Annotated in this window: 23 protein-coding genes; 12 read left to right on the top strand and 11 right to left on the bottom strand. The window is 71.8% G+C overall.

Annotated features, from left to right (window positions below; genetic code table 11):
• Positions 1-27 precede the first annotated feature (27 nt).
• Positions 28-1,329, top strand: a complete 1,302-nt coding sequence (locus tag ACGFIO_RS07015; protein WP_392823123.1) for a hypothetical protein — start codon at positions 28-30, stop codon at positions 1,327-1,329.
• A gap of 21 nt (positions 1,330-1,350) precedes the next feature.
• Positions 1,351-1,917, top strand: coding sequence for an NTP transferase domain-containing protein (locus ACGFIO_RS07020; protein ID WP_392823125.1), 567 nt, complete (start codon positions 1,351-1,353; stop codon positions 1,915-1,917).
• Here ACGFIO_RS07020 and ACGFIO_RS07025 read toward each other — a convergent pair whose 3' ends face one another.
• The gene (locus ACGFIO_RS07025; protein ID WP_392823127.1) at positions 1,918-2,259 is read right to left on the bottom strand and encodes a hypothetical protein; all 342 of its coding nucleotides are present in this window, start codon (positions 2,257-2,259) and stop codon (positions 1,918-1,920) included. It abuts the gene before it with no gap.
• Between the two features lie 6 nt (positions 2,260-2,265).
• On the opposite strand from ACGFIO_RS07025, the gene ACGFIO_RS07030 reads away from it, so the two are divergent.
• The 3 genes from ACGFIO_RS07030 (at position 2,266) to ACGFIO_RS07040 (ending at position 4,930) form a co-directional block, all read left to right on the top strand.
• Positions 2,266-2,997 carry a helix-turn-helix domain-containing protein gene (locus ACGFIO_RS07030; RefSeq protein WP_392824338.1) on the top strand — a complete coding sequence of 244 codons (732 nt, stop codon included), beginning with the start codon at positions 2,266-2,268 and terminating at the stop codon, positions 2,995-2,997.
• Between the two features lie 111 nt (positions 2,998-3,108).
• Complete coding sequence (locus tag ACGFIO_RS07035; RefSeq protein WP_392823129.1) at positions 3,109-4,026, top strand: DUF389 domain-containing protein; 918 nt, start codon at positions 3,109-3,111, stop codon at positions 4,024-4,026.
• A 16-nt stretch (positions 4,027-4,042) separates the two neighbouring features.
• Positions 4,043-4,930, top strand: a complete 888-nt coding sequence (locus ACGFIO_RS07040) for a pyridoxal-phosphate dependent enzyme (RefSeq protein ID WP_392823130.1) — start codon at positions 4,043-4,045, stop codon at positions 4,928-4,930.
• A 63-nt stretch (positions 4,931-4,993) separates the two neighbouring features.
• Here the strand turns inward: ACGFIO_RS07040 and ACGFIO_RS07045 are convergent, their stop codons facing one another.
• The gene (locus tag ACGFIO_RS07045) at positions 4,994-5,623 is read right to left on the bottom strand and encodes a TetR/AcrR family transcriptional regulator (protein WP_392823132.1); all 630 of its coding nucleotides are present in this window, start codon (positions 5,621-5,623) and stop codon (positions 4,994-4,996) included.
• Positions 5,624-5,702: 79 nt separating this feature from the next.
• Here ACGFIO_RS07045 and ACGFIO_RS07050 point away from each other — a divergent pair, with 79 nt between their 5' ends.
• Positions 5,703-6,425, top strand: coding sequence for an alpha/beta fold hydrolase (locus ACGFIO_RS07050; RefSeq protein ID WP_392823133.1), 723 nt, complete (start codon positions 5,703-5,705; stop codon positions 6,423-6,425).
• A gap of 71 nt (positions 6,426-6,496) precedes the next feature.
• Entirely contained in the window at positions 6,497-7,219 is a 723-nt protein-coding gene (locus tag ACGFIO_RS07055) for an SDR family oxidoreductase (RefSeq protein WP_392823134.1), read from the top strand.
• A 4-nt stretch (positions 7,220-7,223) separates the two neighbouring features.
• On the opposite strand, the gene ACGFIO_RS07060 is transcribed toward ACGFIO_RS07055, so the two are convergent.
• The 4 genes from ACGFIO_RS07060 to ACGFIO_RS07075 all read right to left on the bottom strand — a co-directional run bounded on the left by ACGFIO_RS07060 (position 7,224) and on the right by ACGFIO_RS07075 (position 9,910).
• Positions 7,224-8,144 carry a sugar kinase gene (locus ACGFIO_RS07060; protein ID WP_392823137.1) on the bottom strand — a complete coding sequence of 307 codons (921 nt, stop codon included), beginning with the start codon at positions 8,142-8,144 and terminating at the stop codon, positions 7,224-7,226.
• A complete protein-coding gene (locus ACGFIO_RS07065; protein WP_392823140.1) occupies positions 8,141-8,809 on the bottom strand; it encodes a bifunctional 4-hydroxy-2-oxoglutarate aldolase/2-dehydro-3-deoxy-phosphogluconate aldolase in 669 nt (222 codons plus the stop codon). Before ACGFIO_RS07065 ends, ACGFIO_RS07060 begins: the two co-directional genes overlap by 4 nt.
• Positions 8,806-9,309: a hypothetical protein gene (locus ACGFIO_RS07070; RefSeq protein ID WP_392823143.1), complete on the bottom strand. Its 504-nt coding sequence runs from the start codon at positions 9,307-9,309 to the stop codon at positions 8,806-8,808. The genes ACGFIO_RS07065 and ACGFIO_RS07070 overlap by 4 nt, the downstream gene beginning before the upstream one ends.
• A gap of 136 nt (positions 9,310-9,445) precedes the next feature.
• Positions 9,446-9,910: a GNAT family N-acetyltransferase gene (locus ACGFIO_RS07075; RefSeq protein ID WP_392823146.1), complete on the bottom strand. Its 465-nt coding sequence runs from the start codon at positions 9,908-9,910 to the stop codon at positions 9,446-9,448.
• A 259-nt stretch (positions 9,911-10,169) separates the two neighbouring features.
• Between ACGFIO_RS07075 and ACGFIO_RS07080 the strand changes: the two genes are divergently transcribed.
• On the top strand, positions 10,170-10,568 hold the full coding sequence (locus tag ACGFIO_RS07080) for an NUDIX domain-containing protein (RefSeq protein ID WP_392823148.1): 399 nt from the start codon (positions 10,170-10,172) through the stop codon (positions 10,566-10,568).
• A 178-nt stretch (positions 10,569-10,746) separates the two neighbouring features.
• A complete protein-coding gene (locus ACGFIO_RS07085) occupies positions 10,747-14,010 on the top strand; it encodes an NACHT domain-containing protein (RefSeq protein WP_392823151.1) in 3,264 nt (1,087 codons plus the stop codon).
• Between the two features lie 96 nt (positions 14,011-14,106).
• On the opposite strand, the gene ACGFIO_RS07090 is transcribed toward ACGFIO_RS07085, so the two are convergent.
• Complete coding sequence (locus tag ACGFIO_RS07090; protein ID WP_392823154.1) at positions 14,107-15,183, bottom strand: FAD-dependent oxidoreductase; 1,077 nt, start codon at positions 15,181-15,183, stop codon at positions 14,107-14,109.
• 82 nt (positions 15,184-15,265) lie between these two features.
• Here ACGFIO_RS07090 and ACGFIO_RS07095 point away from each other — a divergent pair, with 82 nt between their 5' ends.
• Both ACGFIO_RS07095 and ACGFIO_RS07100 read left to right on the top strand, forming a co-directional pair.
• The gene (locus ACGFIO_RS07095; protein ID WP_392823156.1) at positions 15,266-15,847 is read left to right on the top strand and encodes a TetR/AcrR family transcriptional regulator; all 582 of its coding nucleotides are present in this window, start codon (positions 15,266-15,268) and stop codon (positions 15,845-15,847) included.
• A gap of 187 nt (positions 15,848-16,034) precedes the next feature.
• The gene (locus ACGFIO_RS07100) at positions 16,035-17,909 is read left to right on the top strand and encodes a peptidoglycan recognition protein (RefSeq protein ID WP_392823159.1); all 1,875 of its coding nucleotides are present in this window, start codon (positions 16,035-16,037) and stop codon (positions 17,907-17,909) included.
• A 428-nt stretch (positions 17,910-18,337) separates the two neighbouring features.
• On the opposite strand, the gene ACGFIO_RS07105 is transcribed toward ACGFIO_RS07100, so the two are convergent.
• A complete protein-coding gene (locus tag ACGFIO_RS07105; RefSeq protein ID WP_392823162.1) occupies positions 18,338-18,904 on the bottom strand; it encodes a sigma factor-like helix-turn-helix DNA-binding protein in 567 nt (188 codons plus the stop codon).
• A 245-nt stretch (positions 18,905-19,149) separates the two neighbouring features.
• The gene (locus ACGFIO_RS07110; protein WP_392823164.1) at positions 19,150-20,181 is read right to left on the bottom strand and encodes a Gfo/Idh/MocA family protein; all 1,032 of its coding nucleotides are present in this window, start codon (positions 20,179-20,181) and stop codon (positions 19,150-19,152) included.
• A 251-nt stretch (positions 20,182-20,432) separates the two neighbouring features.
• Here ACGFIO_RS07110 and ACGFIO_RS07115 point away from each other — a divergent pair, with 251 nt between their 5' ends.
• Complete coding sequence (locus ACGFIO_RS07115; protein ID WP_392823166.1) at positions 20,433-21,248, top strand: methyltransferase domain-containing protein; 816 nt, start codon at positions 20,433-20,435, stop codon at positions 21,246-21,248.
• Here ACGFIO_RS07115 and ACGFIO_RS07120 read toward each other — a convergent pair.
• Positions 21,245-21,916 (bottom strand): hypothetical protein, encoded by a 672-nt coding sequence (locus ACGFIO_RS07120; protein WP_392823168.1) that lies wholly within the window; start codon positions 21,914-21,916, stop codon positions 21,245-21,247. The two genes, ACGFIO_RS07115 and ACGFIO_RS07120, sit on opposite strands and share 4 nt — an antisense overlap.
• Positions 21,917-21,964: 48 nt before the next feature.
• A complete protein-coding gene (locus ACGFIO_RS07125) occupies positions 21,965-23,446 on the bottom strand; it encodes a glycoside hydrolase family 130 protein (RefSeq protein WP_392823170.1) in 1,482 nt (493 codons plus the stop codon).
• Positions 23,447-23,449: the final 3 nt, after the last annotated feature.

Here is a 23,449-nt window from a genome sequence, read left to right on the forward strand (position 1 = left end):
ACCTGGGTAGGAGGGAATACTCATCCCATGGGGTTCGATTTCCCGGCCGACGCGGGTGGCCGGCGGAGCAGTCTGGCGTTCGGCCGGGCGGTGGTCGCTGACGCGCTGCGTACGGTCGACCCGGCCGCCGCCGCGGCCGCCGAGCGCGAGCCGGACTGGCGCAAGGGCTACGTCCGGCACTTCGTCAAGCTCACCGAGCTCGCCTCGCCCGAGGTCGCCGCGGCCGGCCTGGCCTCGGTCCACCGCCGGTTCGACCGGCCCGACCTCGACGGCGGTGCAGCCGCGGCCGTCGAGACCATTGTCGGCAGCGGCACCCCCGAGCGCGAGGTGACGCTCCCCTACCGCGGCCGGCTGCTGCGCGGCTCGGAGCTCGGCCGCCAGCTCGACGCCTGGGTCTCCGGCAGCGTCATCGAGCAGTCCTGCGCCGACGCCGTCCGCGAGGTGGCCGGCAACCCCGAATGGCTCGACGTCGCCGGTCACACGCTCGTCGTGCTGGGCGCGGGCGCCGAGATGGGTCCCCTGGCGGCCTGGCTGGGCTGGGGCGGCACGGTCGTCGGCGTCGACCTCCCGCGGCCGGACCTGTGGGAGCGGGTGGTCGCGGTGGCCGGGAAGAGCGCCGGCCGGCTGCTCGCGCTGCGCGCGGATCTGCTCGCCGAGCTGCCCGAGGTCGCCGGTTGTCTCGCCGAGGTGCCCGGGCCGCTGGTGCTCGGCAACTACGTGTACGCCCCCGGCGCCACCTATCCCCGGCTGGCCGTGGCCGTCGACGCCCTGGGCGAGCACCTGCGGCGGCGCCGCGACGACGTCACCCTGGCCGGGCTGGCCACACCGACCGACGCCTTCAACGTCCCGGCCGCCGCCGTGGCCGAGAGCCGGGAGCGCTGGCAGCGGCGTTCGCTGCGGGCCAAGGCGGGCCACCGGCTCGGCGCCGGGCGGGTGATGGCACCCAACTACCCCGACGGCTCGCCGGCCGTCTTCGACGGGCTGTTCCCGATCCAGGGCCCGAACTACGCGCTGGCCAAGCGGATCCTGCGGTGGCGGTCGGCACTGACCAGCCCGGTGGTCTTCGGGGTGGCCCCGTCCACGCGTACCAGGTCGGTCACCAGCAACCGGCTGCTGGCCGCCGCGTACGCCGGGGCGCACCTGTTCGACGTCGAGATCTTCGAGCCGGCCACGGCCAGCAAGCTGATGGCCATCCTGCTCGTGCATCAGCTGCGCAAACCACACCCCTTCGACGAGGGGTACGCCGCAGCGCACGGCGGCCTGTGGCGGGCCCCGTTCCGGCCTCGCACCGCCCTCCCGCTCGCCGCCGTCCGCGGCCTGTTCCCCTAGTTCCGGGTTTACTCTCGGCCGATGAGGATCGCCGGGGTGGTGCTGGCGGCCGGCGCCGGCCGACGGTACGGCAGGCCCAAGGCCCTCGCCTCCCACCAGGGCATTCCCCTGCTTCGCCGGGCCGCTTCGGCCCTCGCCTCGATCCCCTCGGTCGTCGTCGTCGGCGCCGCGGCGGCTCAGGTCCGGGCCTTCGCACCGGATCTCACCTATGTCGACAATCCGGACTGGGAGTCGGGCCTGGGCTCGTCGCTCCGGGCCGGCCTGGCCGCGGTGGCCGGCGCCGACGCGGCCATCGTCACCCTGGTCGACATGCCCGGGGTCACGCACGCCGCGGTCACGCGCATCGCGGCCTTCGCGAGCCCGGACGCCCTGGTCATGGGCGGGTACGGCGACCGGCGCGGCCACCCCGTACTCCTCGGCCGTGATCATTGGACCGGCGTCGCCGCGGCCGCCGTCGGTGATCGGGGCGCCCGCGACTATCTCCGCGCCCACGACGTGCGGGTGGTCGACGTCAGCGACATCGCCGACGACACCGACCTCGACGTCCCACCGGCGCACCCGGGTCACACGGACCCTTCGGCGACCTGATCAGGACGTCATGGCCACCATGACCGCCCAGGCGATGTAGGCCACGTTCAGGACGATGTTCAGCACGCCGACGGGCCGGCGCTTGCGGGGGAAGGCGTCGACGTGAGCCACCAGGAAGACCGCGATCATCGCGGCGGCGCACCAGGCCGCGAAGGCGCGGGCGGGCGGGATCAGCAACAGCCCGCCGACCGCGAACAGGCCGGCGCCACCGGCCGCGACGAGCAGCCGGGCGTGCCCCAGCCAGGCCGGGACCAGCGAGCGGACGTAGCCGGGGCGGACGAAGTGCGCGGCGCCGTTGACGAAGAGGAAGACGGCCAGGGCGACGGCCGCGATAGCGTTCATGCCGTGATGCTCGGCCCGGCCCGGTCGTGGACGCTTGAACGAAACGACCGCCGCCTCGAATTCGCCGCCGACGACACGACGATGCTGTTCGCCGAGTCGGCCGGCCATCGGGTGACCTGGCACACCCAGCCGGCGTGGAAGGTGGTGCTCACGCTCGGCGACGGCCTGGTGGAGGCCGACCTCGGCGACGGCCGCCGGGTGACCGCGCCCGGCGTGATCGTGCCGCCGCAGCTGCCGCACGCCTGCGTGGCCGGCTCGGCCTACCTGGCGCTGGTGGTCGACCCGTGGACCCTGCGCCCGGCGCGAGCGGCAACCGGCCTGGACGCCGCCACCACCCGCCGGATCGTCCAGGCGTCGGCGTACGGCCGCGGGCGGCTCGACGTGGCCGCCGCGCGCGCGGAACTCGTCGGCCACGCCGGTGCCGGCCGGGGCCTCGATCCTCGCGTGGCCCACGCCGTACGCGGCGACACCGACGTCAATCTCTCGCTGTCCCGGCTGCGGGCGCTGGTGCGGGCCGAGATCGGGATCCCGTTGAGCCGGCTGCGGCAGTGGTCACGGCTGCGCCTCGCCATGGCCGAGCTGCCGCACGCGGGCGGCGCGCTGGTCGCCGCCTCGGCCGGGTTCGCCGATCAGGCCCACCTCACCCGCACCGCCCGGGCCCTGGTGGGCCGCACCCCGTCCGAGTTCACCCGACACCCCGGCCGATCACCCGCGGACCGGAGCCGCCGGGCACGGTGAGCCCGACACCCCGGCCGATCACCCCCGGAGCGCAGTCGCCGGGCACGGTGAGCCCGACACCCCGGCCGATCACCCCCGGAGCGCAGTCGCCGGGCATGGTGAGATGACCGGGTGCTGCACTTACGGATCATCACACCGGCCGATCGGACCGCCCGGGTCGAGGAGGTGCTGGCCGCCGACGCCGCGGTCACCCACGTCGTGGTGCTGACCGGGGTGGCCCGGGACCCCGTCGGTGACCTGGTCACCTGTGACGTGGCGCGGGAGGGCGCCAGCGGCCTGCTCGACGCGCTGCGCGGGCTCGGGCTGGAGCGGGACGGCTCGATCATGCTCGAGCGGGTCGACGCGGCGGTGTCGGCGTCGGCCGAGCGGGCCGAGCGGCGGGCCCCCGGCTTCGGGGTGGACGCGGTCGTGTGGGACGAGATCGAGCACACCACCGGCGAGGAGACGCGGCTCTCCGCCGCGTACCTCATCTTCATGGTTGTCGCGACGGTCATCGCGGGCATCGGCGTGCTGCTGGACCAGCCGATCCTGATCGTCGGCGCGATGGTCGTCGGGCCGGAGTTCGGGCCGCTGGCCGCGCTCTGCGTCGGGGTGGTCCGGCGGCGGGCCGTGCTGCTCCGGCGGGCGGTGACCGCCCTGGTGGCCGGCTTCGCCGCCGGCATCGTGGTGACCGTGCTGACGACCTGGCTGCTCGACGCGGCCGGGCTGGTCGGGCGGGACATGCTGCTGGCCGAGCGGCCGCTGACCAGCTTCATCTGGCAGCCCGACGCGCTCAGCTGGGTGGTCGGGTTCCTGGCCGGCGTGGCCGGGATGCTGTCGCTGACCTCGGCCAAGGCGGGCACGCTGGTCGGGGTGCTGATCTCGGTCACCACGGTCCCGGCAGCGGCCAACGCGGCGGTGGCGCTGGCCTACGGCGTACCGGACGAAGCGGCCGGCTCGGCCCTGCAGCTGGTGATCAATCTGGCCGCGATCGTGCTCGCCGGGGTGCTGACCCTGCTCGTTCAGCGCCTCGCGTGGCGCCGGACCTAGAGGGTAATCTCCGATCATGGTCACACCCTTGACTCTGGGCGCCTGGCCGACCCCACTCGAACGCGCCCCGCGGCTGGCGGCCGCCCTCGGCCTGCGCGAGTTATGGATCAAGCGCGACGATCTCGCCGGTCTCGGCGGCGGTGGCAACAAGGTACGCAAACTGCAGTACACCTGCGCCGAGGCGTTCGCGGCGGGCGCGCACACCCTGATCACCACCGGCGCGCCGCAGAGCAACCACTGCCGGCTGACCGCGGCGGCCGCGGCCCGGCTGGGTCTGCGCTGCGTCCTGGTCCTCGCCGGGTACGAGCCGCCGGCCCTCGCCGGCAACCTGATCCTGGACACGCTGGCCGGCGCCGAGATCGTCTGGGCCGGTGACGAGTCGCCGACCCGGTTGGCCCAGGCCGAGGCGGCCCGGCATGACGGTGCGCACCTGATCCCGTTCGGTGGCACCACTCCCGGGTCGGTGCAGGCCTATGTGGACTGCGCCAAGGAGCTGGTGGGCCAGCTGCCCGACTTCGACCGGGTGGTGGTCGCGGTGGGGTCCGGCGGGACGATGGCCGGCCTGGTGCGTGAGCTCGGCCCCGAGCGGGTGTACGGGGTGGACGTCGGCGCCGTGGCCGACCCGCACGCCACCGTCGGCGCGCTGCTCCCGGTGCCGCCGTCGGCGCTGACCATCGACCAGAGCCAGGTCGGCCGGGGGTACGCCGCGTTCACCGAACCGGCGCGCGACGCGATCAAGCTGGCCGCCCGCACCGAGGGCCTCTTCCTCGATCCGACCTACACCGGTCGCGCCCTGGCCGGCCTGATCGCCGCCGGCCGGGGCGACGGCCTGACCCGCACCGGGCGAGTCGTCTTCCTGCACACCGGTGGCCTGCCCGGCCTCTTCGGTCACCCCGAGCTGTAGCGGGGTTGATGCGTGTTTCAAACCCGGCCAGGGCTGCGGCGTGGCCGGGACATGAAGCACGCATCAACCGGGAGCCGGGCCGGTCAGGGTGATCCAGGCATGCTGGGCGAGCCAGCGTTCGGCGGCGTCGTAGCTCCACCCGCTCTCCTCGATCAGCGATCGCCAGGAGTAGAGCCCGAAGTAGAACCACAGGTGATCTGTGACCGCGTCGACGTCCGGGTCGACCAGGCCCGCGGAGACGAGGTGCCGGGCCGCCTCGCGTAGTGCGTCACGGCACTGCGCCACCACCTGACGCCAGATCTCGTGGGCCTCGGCGTCGCTGGACATCGACGAGTGCAAGAGGTCGATGGAGGGTTTGAACATTTCCTGATCGGCGCGGGTGCCCGCCGCGAGGGCCGCGAGGGCCGCACGGAGGTCCGGTGCGTCGCGGACCTGTCGGAGCGCGGTGGAGGCGTTCGAGGAGGCGGCCACGTCGCCGAGCAGGAGAGCGTGCAGGACGTCGGCCTTGGCGCCGACGCTGAGATACACCGTCTTGACGGAGACCTGGCTGGCACGCGCGATGTCGGCCATGGTGACTCGCGCGTAACCCTGCGAGACGAACAGCTCCCGGGCCGTCCGGAGGACATCGTCGCGGGTCTGTTGCGCGTTCAGTACACGCCGCGGGGAGTGATAGGCCCGGGTCGCGTCGTTCACGCCGCCCACCCTAGCAAGGAGGAGCCCGGTCGTGTATTGATTACACGTCCAATGAAATGAATACTCCGGAAGGAACCTGATGATGTTGTTCGTGCTGGTCCACGGCGGATGGCAGGGCGGCTGGAGCTGGGACGGCGTCAGCGAAGTGCTCCGGGCCGAAGGCCACCGCACATTGGCTCCGACGTGGCTCGGCGCGGTCGACGGCCACCCCTTGGCCCCGGCGGACACGACAATCGACGCGGCCGGCGCCCGGATCGCCGAGACCGTGACCGGCACCGCCGGCGCCGACGACGTCGTCCTGGTCGGGCACAGCGGTGGCGGGCCGATCGTCCAGTCCGTGGCGGACCGGCTCGCGGCCCGGGTGAGCCGCGTCATCTACGTGGACGCCGTTGTACTCCACGACGGCGAGGCCTTCACCGACGTCATGCCCTTCCCGGAGGAATTCGCCGCGTCCGACGCCCCGATCGACGCCGTCGCGCCGGCCCCACCGGCCTCGGTGTGGGGCGAAAGCTTCCTGAACGGCGCTCCGCCCGAGCTGATCGCCGAGACCGCGGACCGGCTGGTCGACGTACCCCTCGTCTCCCTTACCAGCCCGGTGCACCTGCCCCGGTACTGGCGGTCGGAACCACCGGCCGGCTACGTGTTCCTGCGCGACGACATCGCCGTCCCGTCCAGCGTCTGGCGAGACATGGCCGCGCGGCTGTCCGACCCCGCCGTCTTCCAGTGCGACGGCCCGCATCAGGCCATGCTGACCCATCCCGACCAGCTCGCCAAGGTGCTGATCGACGCGGCCACCCGATGATCGCAGTAGCTTCGACTCGGCCACATCGCGAGTATGCGGCCGTCAACGACGCGTGGCGGTAGGTTCGCCCCATGGGGAATCTGACGGGGAAGACGGCAGTGGTGACGGGCGGCTCGCGGGGCATCGGACGGGCCATTGTGGAGCGGCTGGGGCACGACGGCGCCACCGTCGTGTTCAGCTATCAGGCGCGGGGCGACGACGCCGCCGCGGTGGAAAAGTCGGTGCCGGGGTCGCGGGCGGTGCGGGTCGACCTGGCCGCGGCGGACGCGGTCGGCACGCTCTTCGACGGCGTCGACGAGCTGGACATTCTGGTCTGCAACGCGGCCGAGCACTTCACGCCGACGCCGGTCGCTGACGTCACCGACGACGACTACGACCGGATCATGGGGGTCAACGCGCGGTCGGTCTTCTTCTCGATGCGACACGCCGCCCGGCACATGCGGGACGGCGGCCGGATCATCACACTGTCCACGATGAACACTCGGCAACCGGCGCCGGGAGCGGCTGTCTACATGGGCTCGAAGGGTGCGATCGAGCAGTTCGGGCGGGCCCTCATGTACGAGCTGGGCCCGCGCGGCATCACGGTCAACTCGGTGTCGCCGGGCGCCACCGACACCGAACTGCTCCGCACCACCAACTCGCCCGAGCAACTGCGGACCCTCGACGCGTACACGCCGCTGGGCCGGGTCGGGCAGCCGGCCGACGTCGCCGACGTGGTCGCGTTCCTGGCCGGCCCGGACGGCCGCTGGATCACCGGACAAAACCTGCGGGCCAGCGGAGGCCTGTTCGGCTGACGGGTCAGCGGGCCACGTTGTCGGTCGCGGCGATCAGGTCGGCGCGGCGGGGCAGGCCCTCGCAGTCACCGGGGACGGTGACCGCGAACGCCCCGGCCGCGATCGCCGTGGCCAGCCGGGCCGGTGGGAGCGCGCCGGCCATGCGGTCGGCGAGATACCCGGCGACGAACGCGTCACCGGCACCGACCGGGTCGACCACCGTGGCGGTGATCGCCGGCACCTCGTACCGCTGCTCGTCGATCAGGGCGGCGCAGCCGCGTGCACCGTCCTTGACCACCACCTCGGCCGGACCGAGCGCGGCCAGCCCGGTCACCGGGTCGTCGTCGCCGACGAACAGCGCCGCCTCGTCCGGCCCGGCGAACGCGATGTCGGCCCGCGACACCAGGTCCCGTAGCACCGGCGCGGCGTCGAAGCGCGACCACAGCTTGGCCCGGTAGTTGACGTCGACCGACACGGTGACCCCGGCCGCGCGCGCCTGCTCGACGGCTTGGAAGACAGCGGCTCGGGCCGATGACGACAACGCCGGGGTTATGCCCGTGACATGCAGAATGTCCGCCTGGTCGAGCGCGGACGGCAGGTCGGCGGGCGCGAGCCGGGACCCGGCCGACCCGGCGCGGTGGTAGTCGACGTGAGTGAGGGCGCCCGTACGCCGATAACGCACCATCAGCCCGGTGAACGAATCGTCCCGGACGACGTGCGCGACGACCCCCTCGGAGACCAGGCGCCGGGCGATCAGGTCACCGGTGGCGTCACGACCGACCCGCCCCAGCCACGTGGCCGTCCCGCCGAGGCGGGCCACCCCGATCGCCACGTTGCTCTCCGCGCCGCCGATGGCGAACGAGAAGCCGCGCGCGTACTCCAGCGGACCGATGCTGTCCGCCGCGACCAGCCCCATCGTCTCGCCCAGGGTGAACAGACCGCTCATTCGGCGAACCTGGCCACCGCGACCGCCTCGGCCGCCCGCCGGGCCCGCACCGCCAGCTGGCCCAGGTCGCCGCCGGTGAACGCGTCGCCCAGCAGCGGGCCGCCCATGCCGACCGCCGAGGCGCCGTTGGTCAGCCAGGCCGTGATGTCGTCGAGGCCGATGCCACCGGTCGGCATGATCCGGATGCCGGGCAGCGGGCCGTGCAGGTCCTTGAGGTAGCTGGGCCGGACCGCCGACGCCGGGAACAGTTTGACCAGGCCGGCGCCGGTCTGCGCGGCCTGGTGGATCTCGCTCGGGCTGAGCCCGCCCGGATAGAACGGCACGCCGAAGTCCTGTCGCATGGCCGGGTCGACCACCGGCGACACCAGGAACGCCGCGCCGGCGTCGACGGATGCCTTGGCCTGGTCCGGGGTGAGCACGGTGCCCGCCCCGATGACCGCGGACGGCGGCAGCTGGCGGCGCAGCCCCGCCAGCGCGTCGATCGCCCCGCGCGAGGTGAGCGTGACCTCGATCGCGGTGATCCCGTTGCCGACCAGCACGTCGGCCACCGCCGCGAAGCCGTCCGCGGACGCCGCGCGCAGCACCGCCACCACTCCGCTGCGCACGATTGCCGCGGTGGTGCCGTCCATCTCCGACATGTCGCCCTCCCCAGGGGTGTTTGTCATTTCCGATCCTGCCGGACAACGCTCCGCTGCGGGGGCTCCGAGGTGATCTCCAGCTCCTCGCGGATGGCCACCTCGAGCTCCTGCATGACCAGCGGCACCTGGGCCAGCAGCTCCCGGAAGTGCTTCTGCGGCTCCACCCCCGGCGGCGTCGGCCCGTTGGCGGCGTGCAGCTTCTCCAGCTGCAGGTGCACGGCCAGCGCGGCGCTGCGGACCGGCCCCGAGGCCAGGAGCCGCACCTGGGCCAGCGGCGGCCCGACCTCGCCCAGGTAGATCATCGGGTCGGGATTCGTGGTTCCGGCGCGCAGCCGGTAGATGACCCGCTCGAACACGGCCATCAGGTCGACGTAGGCGGACTTGCGTTCGGTGTACCACCGCTTGGTCCGGCGGTACCGGCTTCGGGCATAGTCGGTGCGAGCCTGCACGAGCAGCGCCACACCGGCGCCCGCCAGCGCGAACACGACGGCAACGAGGGGCAGCGCCCACCACGGGATCGGAGACACGAGCTAACGGTATCGGCGTCGCGCTGAGTGACGTTCAAGACCGCTATGGGTACGCGCGACGAAAAGCTCCGTTCCCGCTCCGCGGCCTGGCCGGTCCGTCCAGGCCGGGCCGCGCGTTCCGGGCGTGAGCGTTCCGTCACCCTCCCGCGGCCCGCCGTCGCCCGCGCCGGGGCAGCGTGAGCCGGTAGGGACGGTCGTCGGCCAGCTCGAACCCGAGCTCCTCGCACAGCCGGTTGGCGGCGGCCCGCGACGTCCGCGAGGTCAGATCGATCGTGTAGACCCCGTCGATGCTGGCCAGCCGCACCGCCTCGAGCATCAGCGCCGAGCCCACCCCGCGCCCCCGCGCGGCCGCGTCGACGACCACGTCCTCGACCCGGGCCCGCAGCCCGCTCGGCGCCGGATAGACCACCAGCGTCAACGTCCCGACGATCAGGTCATCGACCCGGGCGACCAGCACCCGGCTGCCCGGCCAGCCGACCAGCGCCCCCACCGCCTCGGAGTCCATCACATCGACCGACCGCGACAGCTGCGGCATCAGCCGGGCGAGGGCGGCGACCAGTTCGTCGCTGGCCTGCTCGGCAACTTCGACACCCACGCCCATGACCGACGAATATAGGCTGCTCAGCCCCCGTCCGGAGGTCCCTCGGACGGCGATGTTCCAGGAGCGGCCGGGTGGGTGTCCGCCCCACCGCGCGCGTGGCTCGCGATGACGGGACGAGCAGGTCGGCGGGGATTCGGCGCGCACTGTCGAACGCGGCGGTGTCCGTGCCGTTCGTTCGGTCGTTCGTTCTGAGCCAAGGCGAGAGCGAACACGTTCGCAACGAACATGTTCGTCAATAACGTCCGTCTACTCTGTCCCGATGGCCGACATCGACAAGATCGCGTGGCTCCACCTGGTCGACGGCGCGATCCTCAGCACCCGCAGCAAGGGCCGCGACGCCTTCTACCTGCCGGGCGGCAAACGCGAGGCCGGCGAGTCCGACCTGGAGACTCTGGTACGCGAGATCCGCGAGGAACTGACCGTCACCGTCGACCCGGCCACCGTGACACCGGCCGGCGTCTTCCGGGCCCAGGCCGACAGTCACCCGCTCGGCACCATGGTCCGGATGACCTGCTACGAGGCGTCGTACACGGGCACGCTGACCGCCGCGTCGGAGATCGCCGAGGTCGCCTGGCTGACCTACGCCGACCGCCCCCGCGTCTCCCCGGTCGACCAGCTCATCTTCGACCACCTGCGCGAGGCCGGCCGACTCTCGTAACCACACGACTCAGCCGAGTCCGGGCGGTGCGCGAGTAGCGCCCAGGGCTACCACTGCAGGGGCGCGCGGTGGGTGGGAGGTGGCCGGAACGCCGTCAGCCGTTCGAGTGAGTGCGTGAACACGGCGGGTGTCCGTAGAGTGATTGCCGTCCTTCGATGTCGGTCGGAATGGGCTCGCGGTGGGTGTGGTCGAAACGGCGCTGCTGCGTACGGCGGCATCGGTGGTGTCCAAAGCCGGACTGCTGTGGCTCGGCCGGCGCCGCAAGCAGCGGGAACGCGAGTCGTCGCTGGTCGACCTGATCGGCACCGGCGTCACCGACGACGTCGGGCTGCGGCGGGCCGGCCGGGCTCGCGAGGAGATCGTCGACACCGTCCTGGAACGACTCAGGCCGCTGGTCAGCCGCAGGGACGGCGGACTGCCGGACAACGAGATCGCCGCGGCCCTGAACGCCGTCGCCGACACCCTGGACGCCGCCGACCTGTCCGACGCGGCTCTGTTCGCCGACGACGTCGATCCCGCGCTGATCGCCGCCCGGTTACGCCGCGAACTGCCCGACGCGCCGGCCCGGACCGGGCTGCACGAGATCCCGGCGATCCGGTTGTACGAGCGGGTCCTCGACGACTGCTGCGTCTGCCTGACCCAGCTGGTGATCCAGCTCGGCCCGTTCCAGGCCCGGGCGGCGGTACGCATGCTGCAGCGGTTCACCGGGGTCGCCGCCGACCTGCGCGAGGTCCTGGCCCGGATCCCGGTGACAACCTTGGACGCGCCGGCCGGGGACCGGCACGACGACGAGTTCCGCACCCGGTATCTCAGCCACGTGCTCGACCGGCTCGACGTGCTCGAACTGTTCGGTGTCAACGTGCACCGCTACCGGCTGCGGACGCCGCTGAGCATCGCGTACATCAGCCTGGCCGTGACCGGTTCGCGAAGCGGCCGCCGCGGGGCCCGCTGGGATCCGGGCCGGTTCCGGCACGACAGCGCCGGCGGCAGCGCCTCGGTGCGGGCCGAAGAAGCGCTGGGCAACGCCGAGCGGATCCTGCTGCGCGGCGACGCCGGTTCGGGCAAGACGACGCTGCTGCAGTGGATCGCGGTCACCGCCGCCCGGCACGGGTTCACCGGCGACCTGGAGTCGTGGAACGGGCGTACGCCGTTCCTGATCCGGCTGCGGGACCACGTGAAGCAGCCGCTGCCGGCGCCGGACCAGTTCCTCGACAAACTGGCCCCGATCATCGCGGGCGGTATGCCACCACGGTGGGTCCATCGATGTTTGCGGGCCGGTGCGATCCTGCTCGTCGACGGGGTGGACGAGGTGCCCGAGACGCAGCGCCGGAACGTCCGCGAATGGCTCCACAGCCTCCTGCACGAGTATCCCGACCTGCGTCTGGTGGTGACATCGAGGCCCGCCGCGGCGTCGGCTCGCTGGCTCAACGACGAAGGATTCGCCTCGATCTTTCTGGAGCGGATGAGCCCGGCCGACATCAAGGCACTGATCCGGCATTGGCATGACGCGGTACGCCCGGCCGGCGACCTGCCGTGCGAGGCGCACCGGCTGCCGGCGTACGAACAACGCCTGCTGGCCCAGCTCGGCGGCAGTGCCCACCTGCAGAACCTAGCGGCCAGCCCGCTGCTGTGCGCGATGCTCTGCGCGCTCAACCTGGACCGCGACAGCAACCTGCCCCGCAACCGCATGGACATCTATCAGGCGGCCGTCGACATGCTCCTGCACAAGCGGGACGACAAACGCGGCGTGCACAGCGAGCTGCCCCAGCTCACCAGCAACGATCAGGCCTTGTTGCTGCGCGACATCGCGTGGTGGCTGACCGAGAACGGGCGCACGGAGCTGTCCCGGGCTGAGGCCGCGAAACGGGTCGAGGAGCGGCTAGCCGGCATCCGCCACGTCACGGCGCCGGCCGCGCTGGTGCTCGACCACATGATCCAGCGCAGCGGCGTCCTCCGCGAGCCGATCCCGGACCGCATCGACTTCGTACACCGCACGTTCCTGGAGTACCTGGCCGCGCTGGAGGCCGCCGACCAGGGCCGGGCCGGGGTCCTGTGCGAGCACGCCCACCTCGACACGTGGCGCGAGACGATCATCCTGGCGGCCGGTCACGCGCACACTCTCGTACGCAACGAACTCCTCGCCGGGCTCCTGAAGGTGGCCGAGCGTCAGCCTCAGCACGCCCGCAAGGTCCGCCTGCTGGCGGCGGCCTGCCTGGAGACCGCGTCCGAGGTGGAACCGGTCATCCTGGCCCGGATCCGCGCCCACCTGCGTGGGCTCATGCCTCGCTCGGTCGCCGAGGCCCGTTCGTTCGCCGGCGTCGGTGAGCCGTTGCTCGACGAGCTCCCGGGGGATCTCAGTGCTCTGAGCGAGGCCCAGGCGGCGGCCGCCGTGCTGACCGCGGCCCTCGTCAACGGACCGGCGGCGATCGATACGCTCGCTCGTTACGCGGTTGATTCACGGTCGCGCGTGCAGCGGCAGTTGATATCCGCCTGGGAATACTTCGACCCTATGGACTACGCCGACCGTGTGCTCGCCGACGCCGCTCTCGACAACGGCCGGGTCCGAATCCACAACACATCTTTCATTCCGGCCCTGCCCCGATTGCGGCATCTCACCGCGACCGAGCTTATGGGCGGGACAGAAGAGGTGGACCTCGCCCTCCTGGCCGAAGTTCCCCAGCTTCAAATTGCCAATCTGTTCGGAGGATTTGTTGGCAATATCGGGAGATTGAGAAAGCATGCGGAGCTAGCATATCTTACCGTCAGTTTCGGCGGCAAACACTGTCGCCTCTCGGTCCTGGCGGAGCTGCCCAAACTATGGGGTATCAATCTCTATGGATTGGCGCACGCTCAGGATCTCTCCTTCTTGAGCCGCATGTCATTGAAACGCCTGGGTCTGGGATCCATCGCGATTTCTGAGCGCCTGGTCAACTCAATTCCGAAGATCGAAGGCTTATCGCTCAGGACTTCATCGACCTGGAGTCCGGAGACAATCGGCACTCTGACCAAACTCACGGATTTCTCGGTCCATTCGGAAGTGGAGCCGGACGGGGGATCCCGCCGACTGATCGATGTGCTCAGCGGAATGAGTCACCTTCAGAGCCTCAGCTTTCAGAGTCCTGACTGGCTGACCGAATTGTCAGACATCGGCAAGCTGGAACGGCTGTCCACGCTCTCGCTGGACAACGCGCCGATAAGAGACCTGGGTCCGCTGAGCGAACTCTCGCAACTGGAGTGGTTGAGCTTCGGGAATGACCAATACGTACCCGATCTTGCTCCGCTCGGCCGGCTCGGCAATCTGAGCACCCTGTGGATCGCAGGACCGGCTCCGGGGCTGGATCTGGCACCGCTTCGCGGAAAGCGCATGACCGTCCACCTGCCGCGCACCGTGCGGCTGGCGGATGCGGGAGATCTGGCCGGCGTCCGCGTGAAGCGGTATTGACCGCGAGGGAACGCTCACGCCCGGAGCTCGCGGCACGGCCTGGGCGGACCACCTGGGTCGCGGAGTGGGGACAGGACTGTGAGACGCGCGTACTCATCAAGGTTTGGGTTCGAGCATTTGCTGAGCGCCGCCTTCGAGCAGCTTCGCGATCTCGGTGGAGCGCGGCCGCATCGTGGCCTCGTAGGCCTGGACGGCCTCGGACAGTGTGGCCGTGCCGGCGATGGACAGAGCCAGGTCGCTCGCGTCGAGCATGGCCAGGTTGACGCCCACGCCCAGTGGGGGCATGAGGTGGGCGGCGTCGCCGAGGAGGGTGATCGACGGGTGGCGGGGCCAGGCGTGCGGGACCGGCAGGGCGAAGATGGGGCGGTCGACGAACGGGCCGTCGTTGTCGGTGATCATCTGGCGTAGGCGCGGGGACCAGGCGGCGAATTCCTTCAGCACGTGGGCCCGGACCGATGATGTGTCCTCGATGGACAGTCCGGCGCGGTCGAGCCAGTCGGCGGGGACCTGGCGCATCAGGTAGACACGGATGTGGCCGCCGCTGTTGCGCTGGGCGAAGACGCCGCGTTCGCCGTCGGCGGCGTGGGCGCTGCCGGGGCCGACCAGGTCGGAGAGGTCGGCGTGCCGGGTCTCGACCTCGTCGAACCACGCCTCCAGGAAGCTGACGCCGGTGTGCCGGGGGACGGCCGGGGACACCGCGGCGCGGACCCGGGAGAACGCGCCGTCGGCGCCGATGATCAGCTCGGCCTCGGCCGCCGTGCCGTCGGTGAAGCGCAGATGCCGGCCGTCCGTCGAGGCCAGGGCGTGGCCCCAGCGGACCGTGCCGGGCGTGAGGGAGTCGAGCAGCAGTTCGCGCAGCTGGCCGCGGTCGATCTCGGGCTTGGTGCGCTCGCCGGGGGCGGGCACGTGGTGTTCGACGAGCCGGCCGTCGATGGCCAGGCCGCGTTCCTCCTGGCCCTCGGCCCGGGCCAGGGCGAAGAACTCGTCGAGAAGGCCGGCCTCGCGCAGAGCGATCTGGCCGTTGTCGTCGTGCAGGTCGAGGGAGCCGCCCTGGTTGCGGGAGTCGCGGCCGGGGTCGGCGTCGTAGACGGTGACGGGGATGCCGTGGCGCTGGAGGACGCGGGCGCAGGTGAGACCGCCGGGGCCGGCGCCGATGATGCTGATCGCTGTCATGTTCACCAGAAAAGCAGACTCAGTTCAAAAGTGCAACGAGTCAACTTTGTGCTTGATGCCACCTTCGCCTAGGCTCGGCTTCATGACCGAGGCTCCGATCGGGCGCCGTGAGCGCAAAAAAGCAGCGACCCGGCAGGCGATCGCCGACGCCGCGGTGCGGCTGTTCCTGGAGCGTGGCTACGACCAGGTGAGCATCCGCGAGATCGCCGACGCCGCCGACGTGTCCACGACCACGCTGTTCAAGCACTTCAGCGGCAAGGAGGCGCTGGTCTTCGACCAGGAACAGGACGTCGAGGCGGGACTGGTCGCGGCGGTGCGCGAGCGGGTGCCGGGGCAGGGCGTCGTCGAGGCGCTGCGGCAGCACGTGCTCGCGCGGTGGCTGGCCTTCGTCGAGCACCCACAGATGGACGAGTTCAGCGCGCTGGTCCGGTCGACGCCGGCGCTCCGGGCGTACTCGGAACGCATGTGGACCCGGCACACCGACCGGCTCGCCGCGGCCATCGCCGACGAGGCCGGCGTGCCGCACGACGATCTGGCCTGCGCCACGCTGGCCCGGTTCGTGCTGCAGGTGCCGGCCCTGACCGACGGCCGGCCCGATCAGCGCGCCGCGGTCGGCACCGTCTTCGACATCCTCGAACACGGCTGGACCCTGACCTCGAGCTGACCTCAGCTTTGCGACCTGGGCCAATGAGCGCCGCATTACATGAAAGCCTCACGCGACTCCGCTGAACGTTTCATCCTGTTTCGGGAGAGTTGGTAACCGTTCTGCGGAAGGGACACGCGTGAACCTGGTTCCGAAAGTGACGGCCTTTGGCGTACTGATATCCGTTTTGTCGGTTCCGGCTCCGGCGGTGGCGGCGGACGAAGGGCTGCAATCACTGCCGATCGGCGGTTTCGCCCGAACCGGAAACGCCCACTACACCCGGCCGTTCGCCCTGATCGGCGCCACCTGGGACGACCCCGGCACGAAGCTCGACACCACGATCGACGTCCGGGCCCGCTCGGCCGCCACCGGCACGTGGGGAGCGTGGCAGCCGCTGGAGAGCGACGGCCGCTCCCCCGCCGAGCCGGGCAGCGCGGACAGCCACGGCCGGGGGCGCACCGATCCGCTGTGGGTGGACACGTCCGACGCGGTGGAGGCGCGGACCACGGGCGGCGTACTCCCGGCGGGCCTGCGCCTCGATCTGATCAACCCCGACGTGGACGTCCCGCGCATCCGGTCGAGGGCCGCCGTTCCGGCCCGGCCGGTCCCCCGGTACGTGAGCCGGGCCGCCTGGGGCGCCGACGAGTCGATCGTGAAGAAGGCGCCCGAGTACACCCCGTCCGTGCGGGCGTTCTTCGTGCACCACACGGCCACGTCCAACAACTACAGCTGCTCCGACTCGGCCCGCATCGTGCGCGGCATCGAGGCGTACCACGTGAAGAGCAACCACTGGAACGACATCGGCTACAACTTCCTGGTCGACAAGTGCGGCACGCTGTTCGAGGGCCGCAAGGGCGGCGTGACCCGGCCGGTGCTGGGCGCGCACACGCTCGGCTTCAACTCGTACGCCAGCGCCATCGCGGTGATCGGCAACTACGACGGGGTCGGCGCCTCGGCCACCGTCCGCAACGTGGTCGCCGAGGTCGCGGCGTACAAGCTGGGCATGTACCGGGTCCCGCCGATCGGCAAATCGGCGATGATCTCCAGCGGCAGCGACCTCTTCCCGCGCGGCACCCGGGTCGTGCTGAACCGGATCTCCGGCCACCGCGACACCAACGAGACCACCTGCCCCGGCTCGACCCTCTACGCCCAGCTGCCGGCGATCCGCCGGGTGGCCGGGGCGGCGCCGGGCGGGCTGCGACTGCGGGCGATGTACGGTGCCGTGGCCGCCGGGTCGGCCTACTACACGCGGGGCGCGATCCGGCCGTACTGGGCCGTGTCCACGCCGACGATGCTGATGAACCGTTTCGACCTCTACGTGGACGGCACGTACGTGTCCTCGACGACCAGCGCCGGCCGGATCGCCCTGCTGCGGCTGCGCCCCGGGCGCCACACGGTCACGATCCTGGCCGTCCACCTGTCCGGCCGCACCACCAGGCTGAGCCGGACGGTCGTGGCCGACACCACGCCGCCGCAGTTCGTGTCCGGTCCGTCGCTGATCCTGCGGCCGGGCAGCCTGAACGGGTCCATCCCGGTGCGGCTGGGCTGGGGCATCGGCGACCCGAGCGGGTTGCGGCAGCTGGGGCTGACCAGCCCGCGGCCGGTGTTCTTCGGGGTCGGCCGGCGTTCGTACGACACGGTCGCGGCCCCGAACGCGGCGAGCACCTGGGCGGTCAAGGCGGTCGACCGGGCCGGAAACACGTCGGTGGGCAAGGTGACGCGTACGCCGACCGTGACCAACGACGCCACCGCCGCGCACGCCGGCGGCTGGACCACGGTGCGTGGTTCCGGCTACCTCAGCGGCACGGCCTCGCAGAGCCGCACCCGGGGTTCGAGCATCGCCTGGACGTTCACCGGCCGCTCGGCCACGCTGGCCGTGACCAGGACACCCGCCAGCGGCAACGCGACGGTCTACGTCGACGGCGTCAGCGCCGGCACGTTCAACCTGGCCGCCGCGCGCACCGCCAACCGCGTCGGCGTCTGGGCCCGGAACTGGGGCGCGAGCGGCCGCCACACGATCCGGGTGGTCAGCTCCGGGACCCGCCCCGGCATCGTCGTGGACGGCCTGGTGGTAATGCGTTAAAACCTGTGCCGGGTACGCGGACTCGACGGCTCTGTCCCCACACAGCGATCTTTCGCCGGGGGCAGGGCCGTTGGGCCGCGTCCGGGCTGAACAGTTCGGTCCGAAAACCTCAGTGGTGGCCCCGAGCGGTATCGGAGCGGCGACCAGCGCCCCCGCCCACCACTGTGGAGGGCAGTGGTAGGCGGGACCGGCCGGCCGCGCGGTCCGGTCCCGCCGCACGCGTTCCCCGGGGCGTGGGGGTCGGCCGGGCTTCGAGGGGGGGTGAAGCCCGGCCGCGCGCGGGAGCCCAGGCCGGGCTCCACTGGAGGAGGGCCGGCGCCGCTCGCGACGGCGCCGGCCCGCCATTCACCGGAGGCCGGCCCTGGGGGGCAAGGACGGTTTCCGGGTCCGGGCCGGTCTGGGGGGCGAGACCGGTCCGGCAGGGTGGTCTAGGTGTCTGCCACCTGTCGGTCGATGACTCCACGCAGGGCGTGCATGGCGTGGTAGAGCCATTCCTTGACGGTTTCGACGGGAACTCCGCGGTGGTGCGCCGCTTCTTCGAGGGACACACCGCGGTAGAACAGTTCGACCAGGATGTCACGGTGGGTGTCGGCCAGGGCGTCCATCGCACCGAGGATGGTGGTCGCGGCCGGCACTGCGGAGAGTACGAAGTCGGGGCGGTCGTCGTGGCCGGCGGGGGCCAGGCGTTCGCCGTCGCGGAGGGCCGTGCGGGCGATGAGTACCAGCCAGGGGCGGACCGCGGAGGGGCGTTGCGGGTACCGCGCCGGGTCCTGGCTCGCCCGGTAGAGGGTTTCCTTGACGATGATCTCGGTGCGGGCGTCGTCGCCCTCGGTCAGTTTGTAGACGTAGTCGCGCAGGCCGGCCCGGTGCGGCCGGACGAGGGCCTCGAACGCCGCGAGGGCGTGGGACTCGCCGGCCTGCCGGGCGCTGGTGCCGGGCGGCGGGGTGAAGAGGTCGGCGTGCAAAGGCGGGCGGCCGACGGCGTGGCGGCCCATGGCGTTCCCCTCTCTGCTGCGATCGGTTCGCCGTCCATCTTGTTCCCCTGCGGTCCAGCCGGACACGGGGAAACTACCCGCATCACTACCCGTGTTCGCCACCGTTCTACGGAAGGTCACCTCAGGAAGGTCGCATTTGGGAAAGTCGCAGCTGAGCGCGGCGATGCCCTGAGCAGCCAAGATACGCTCAGTGAGGAGCCGGCGTCACTGAGCGCCACAGACATCGTTGTCAAAAAGACCAATAACTACAGTTCGACCGTATCCCCGGTACGGGCGCTCACCCGGGCGGCGTCGAGCACCTCGAGGGCGCGTACCGCATCGTCCGGATCGACCGGCAGCGGGCCCTCGCCGCGCACCGCGGCCGCGAACATCGGGTAAAAGAGGTCCCACCGCCCGCGCTCGGAGCGCACCGGCGCGCCGGCCCGGCCGCGGTAGAGCCGTCCCCAGCCGTGCTCGGGCTCGACACCCCAGCGATCACCCAGCGACGCGGGCGTACGCCCGGCCTTGAGCGCCGCCTCCTGCCCGTCCATACCCTCGATGCCGTCAACGATGTACGTCCCGGTGCTGCCGCTGACCCGGAACCGCGGCCCGGGCGCACCCTGCCGCCAGCTGCCCCAGAGCAGCGACTCGGCCCCGGACGCGTGCCGGATCGCCGCGAACCAGTCGTCGTCGAGCGCCGCGCCACCGCCGCCGACCGTGGCGTACACGTGGGTGGCCGGGCCGTTGAGCAGCAGGGCCTGGTCGACCAGGTGGGAGCCGAAGTCGCGCAGCGTACCCCCGCCGGCCGGGCTCATCTCGCGGGCCGGGTCCCACCGCTCGAAGCGCGACTCGAAGCGGCGCAGCTCGCCCAGCGTGCCCTCGTCGACCAGGCGCCGCACGGTGCCGAAGTCGGAGTCCCAGCGCCGGTTCTGGTAGACGGTGAGCGGCACGCCCGCCTCCTCGGCCGCCGCGACCACCTCGCGGGCGCTGCCGGCGTTCAGCGCGAACGGCTTGTCCACGACCACCGCGAGCCCCAGCCGGATCGCCTCTCTGGCCAGATCGGCGTGGGTCGCCGCAGGCGTGGAGATGGTCACCGCCCGGACGCCGTCCTCGGCCACCTGCTCCAGCGAGTCGTACGCCGTCAGTCCCTCGGGCAGTGACGCCCGGCGCTCCGGCGACGTGGTGACGACGCCGGCGAACTCGACACCTGCGGCCGAGGCCAGCAGCGGGGCGTGGAAGATCCGGCCGCCGGAGCCGTACCCGACGAGCGCGAATTTCACCGGAGCGGTTTCAGACATGTGACGATCTTAAGCAGCGATCACCGCGGGGATGCGATCCACGGGTACGGGCGCCGATTTGTTCGGTGGTGGGTCTGGCCCGGGGGCGCCACGCGGGCCCGGCCCAGCCCGGTGTCCGGGATCCACGCGCGCAGCCGGTTCACATCCGCCCGTTCGGCCTAAACCGGGCATTCCTCAACGTGTCGGATGCCCGACGAGGATCGGGATCATGGGGACGGTCATCGCAGAATGGCGGCATGGACCATGCTTCGGTGGGCACACCCTTTGCCGACCTCGACCGGATGCCCGCTCCGATGCTGGCACTGCTGATCACCTCCCTGGAGGCGATGTCCCGCCATCCCGAGATCGAGCGGGTGCGCTCGGTGGCGATGGAGGCTCTCGATCCGCGGCCCGGTCAGCATCTGCTCGATGCAGGCTGCGGCGGCGGCGAGGTGGCCCGGCAGCTGGCCGCGCGGACCGGCCCGGACGGTTCGGTGACCGCGGTGGACTTCTCCGCGGTGCACATCGAGGCGGCCCGCAGCCGGCACGACGGCAGCAACGTCGAATATGTCCGCGGTGACGTCGCCGACCTCGACGTCTTCGACGCGAGCATGGACGGCGTGTGGTGCGAGCGGGTGCTGCAGCACGTGCCCGACCCGGAGCAGACGATCGCCGAGCTGCGCCGGGTCACCCGGCCCGGCGGCCGGATCTGCCTGATCGACACCGACTGGCGTTCGCTGGCCTTCGACGGCGTACCCGGCCGGCTGGCCGCGGGGCAGGTGGCGCACACGCTGCGCACGTACCCGCGGCTGCAGCGGGACATGGGCCGGACGCTGCGGTCGCGGCTGGTGCGGCACGGCCTGGACGCGGTCTCGGCGGTGCCGGTCACGCTCTTTTTCGATACGCCGGCCTCGGCCGCCGTCGTCCTGCCGATGGTCAACCCGGCCGTGCCGCCGGATGCGGGGATGTGGCCGGCCGGTCAGCGCGACGCGTGGCTGGCCGAGGTGGCCGCGGCCGGCGATCGTGGCGACTTCCTGGCCGTCCTGACCATCTGGGTGGTGACCGGCACGGTCGTGCCGTTCTTTTAGCCGATCGGCCGCCAGTACTGCTTCTTGCGCTGGTCGCGCACCACGTAGCCGTGCCCGGCGAGCACCTCGCGCAGCTCGGCCGCGTCCTTCTCGTCGTCGTGGTCGAGCGATTTCTGCCGGGCCCGGAACACCGCGTTGGCCACGTCGGTGACCTCGGGTGAATCGGGGATCCAGCGCCGGTACGCGTCGGCGAACGGGTCCTGGGCGGCCCACCTGATGCCGTACTCCCGCAGCAGGGGTTCGACCCGGCCGGGCGAGGTGTTCGCCGGTTCCCGAGCCAGTTCGCGCCCGTCCCGGCCGAGCAGCACCAGCCTGTCCTTGTCGCGGAACGCCGACGCCACCTCGGCCCGGGGCACCACGACCCGCCGGCCCGGCCGGGTCAGCACCAGGTCGGGACCGTCGACCCGGACGGCCAGCGACTCGGCGTCGACCATCGCGGCCAGGATCAGCCCGAGGACCACGCCGACGGCCAGCGCACCGGCCGTGCCCCACGGCTCGGGCAGGTCGCGGATCAGCCGGAACACCCCGCGGAAGGGAATCCACTCCCACCCGGCCACGATGTCGGCGAGCCAGTGCAGGCCGTAGCCGAGACCGGCCCCGAGCAGGGTCGGCACGGCCCAGAACAGCACCCGGTAACCGATCGGCGTGGAGATTTCCCGTTCGTACACACCGGAAAGCCTTCACCACCGGTGAGCGGGCGCGCTACCGACTGAAGTCTAGTGCTGGTGGATCGGGACCATGGCGTCGAGGAGGCGGCCCAGCTCGATGCAGGCGAAGCCGACGCGGACGTCGCTGGCGCCGTACGGGAGCCAGAACAATCCGTCGTGGACCATGCCACCGCACGAGTAGAGCACGTTCGGCACGTAGCCCTCGCGCTCCTCCTCGTCCGGTTCCAGCAGCCCGTGCGGCAGGTCGGCGATGACCCGCTCGGGGTGGTCGAGGTCGAGCAGCATGGCGCCGATCGCGTACCGCCGCATCGGGCCGACGCCGTGCGTGAGCACCAGCCAGCCCGCATCGGTCTCGACCGGCGACCCGCAGTTGCCAACCTGGATCAGGTCCCAGCCGCGGTGCGGGACGAGCAGCGGTTCGGCCGGCTGCCAGCGGTTCTGCTCGTCGAGCACGGTCAGCCCGAGGGTCTCGCCGTCGGAGCGGCACAGGGCGAGGCGGCGGCCACCGACCGGCCGGGGGAACAGCGCCATGCCCTTGTTCCGGGCGGCCGGGCCGTGCAGCGCCGTGACCTCGAAGTGCCGCAGGTCGCGGGTGGTGATCCGGCGGCCGCCGATCTGCCGTCCGTCGTACGCGGTGTAGGTGGCGTGGTAGACCACCCGGCCGTCGGGCTCGACCTCCTGGACGAAGCGGGCGTCCTCCATGCCGTTGCTCTCGGCCGGTGTGGCCGGCCACAGGATGCGCTGGTCGAGCGGCACCGTGCAGGGGAAGGTGACCGCGTAGTCGGTGCTGACGATCTTGCGGATGACCTCGAGCGTGTCCTGGGTGGTGGGCCGGGACAGCAGCTCGCCCGGCAGGTGGCCGAGGACGTCCTCGAACTCCTCGTCGTCGTAGCGATCGGGCAGCGCCGACAGCACGTACGCGGAGGCCTCGTTGTCGATCTCGGCGTCGGCCAGCCCGGCCGCCAGCTGTTCGAGCTGGTGCTTGGCGCCGGTCCGCTGGCCGATCATCAGTGGCCCGCCGCGGTCCTCGAGCCGGATCATCGGGCCGGGCCCGAGGATGGCGGTGGCGAAGCCGATCGAGGAGATGTGCCCCTCGCCGATCTGGCGCAGGCTGATCGCCGCGCGCAACTCGCCGGCGCCGAGGTCGGTCTGGTCGGGGTGCGCCACCATCGACGGGTTGCACAGGGCCGCCGCCTCGACCGAGAACTCGTGGCTGAAGTAGGCCCCGATCAGCGTCCGGGCGGCCGGCGACAGTTCGATCTCGGCCGGCACACGGTGGCTGACCAGCTCGTAGTGGTGGGCGAAGACGCCGGTGAGGTCGTGGTGGCGACCGGCGAACCGGGCCAGCACCTCTTCCAGCTGCCGGCCGATCTGGTCCTCGTCGAGCTGCAGGATGCGCTCGATCAGGCCGGACGCGCGGTTTTGCACCAGCTGCGCGTCCTCACCGGGCACGAACAGCTTGATCACCACGCGCCGGTCGTCTGGAGCCATGGTGAGGTCGAGCCGGGTGGCGTACTGAGGGGAAGTCATCGT

Source organism: Actinoplanes sp. NPDC049265 (assembly GCF_043197135.1).
GTDB lineage: Bacteria > Actinomycetota > Actinomycetes > Mycobacteriales > Micromonosporaceae > Actinoplanes.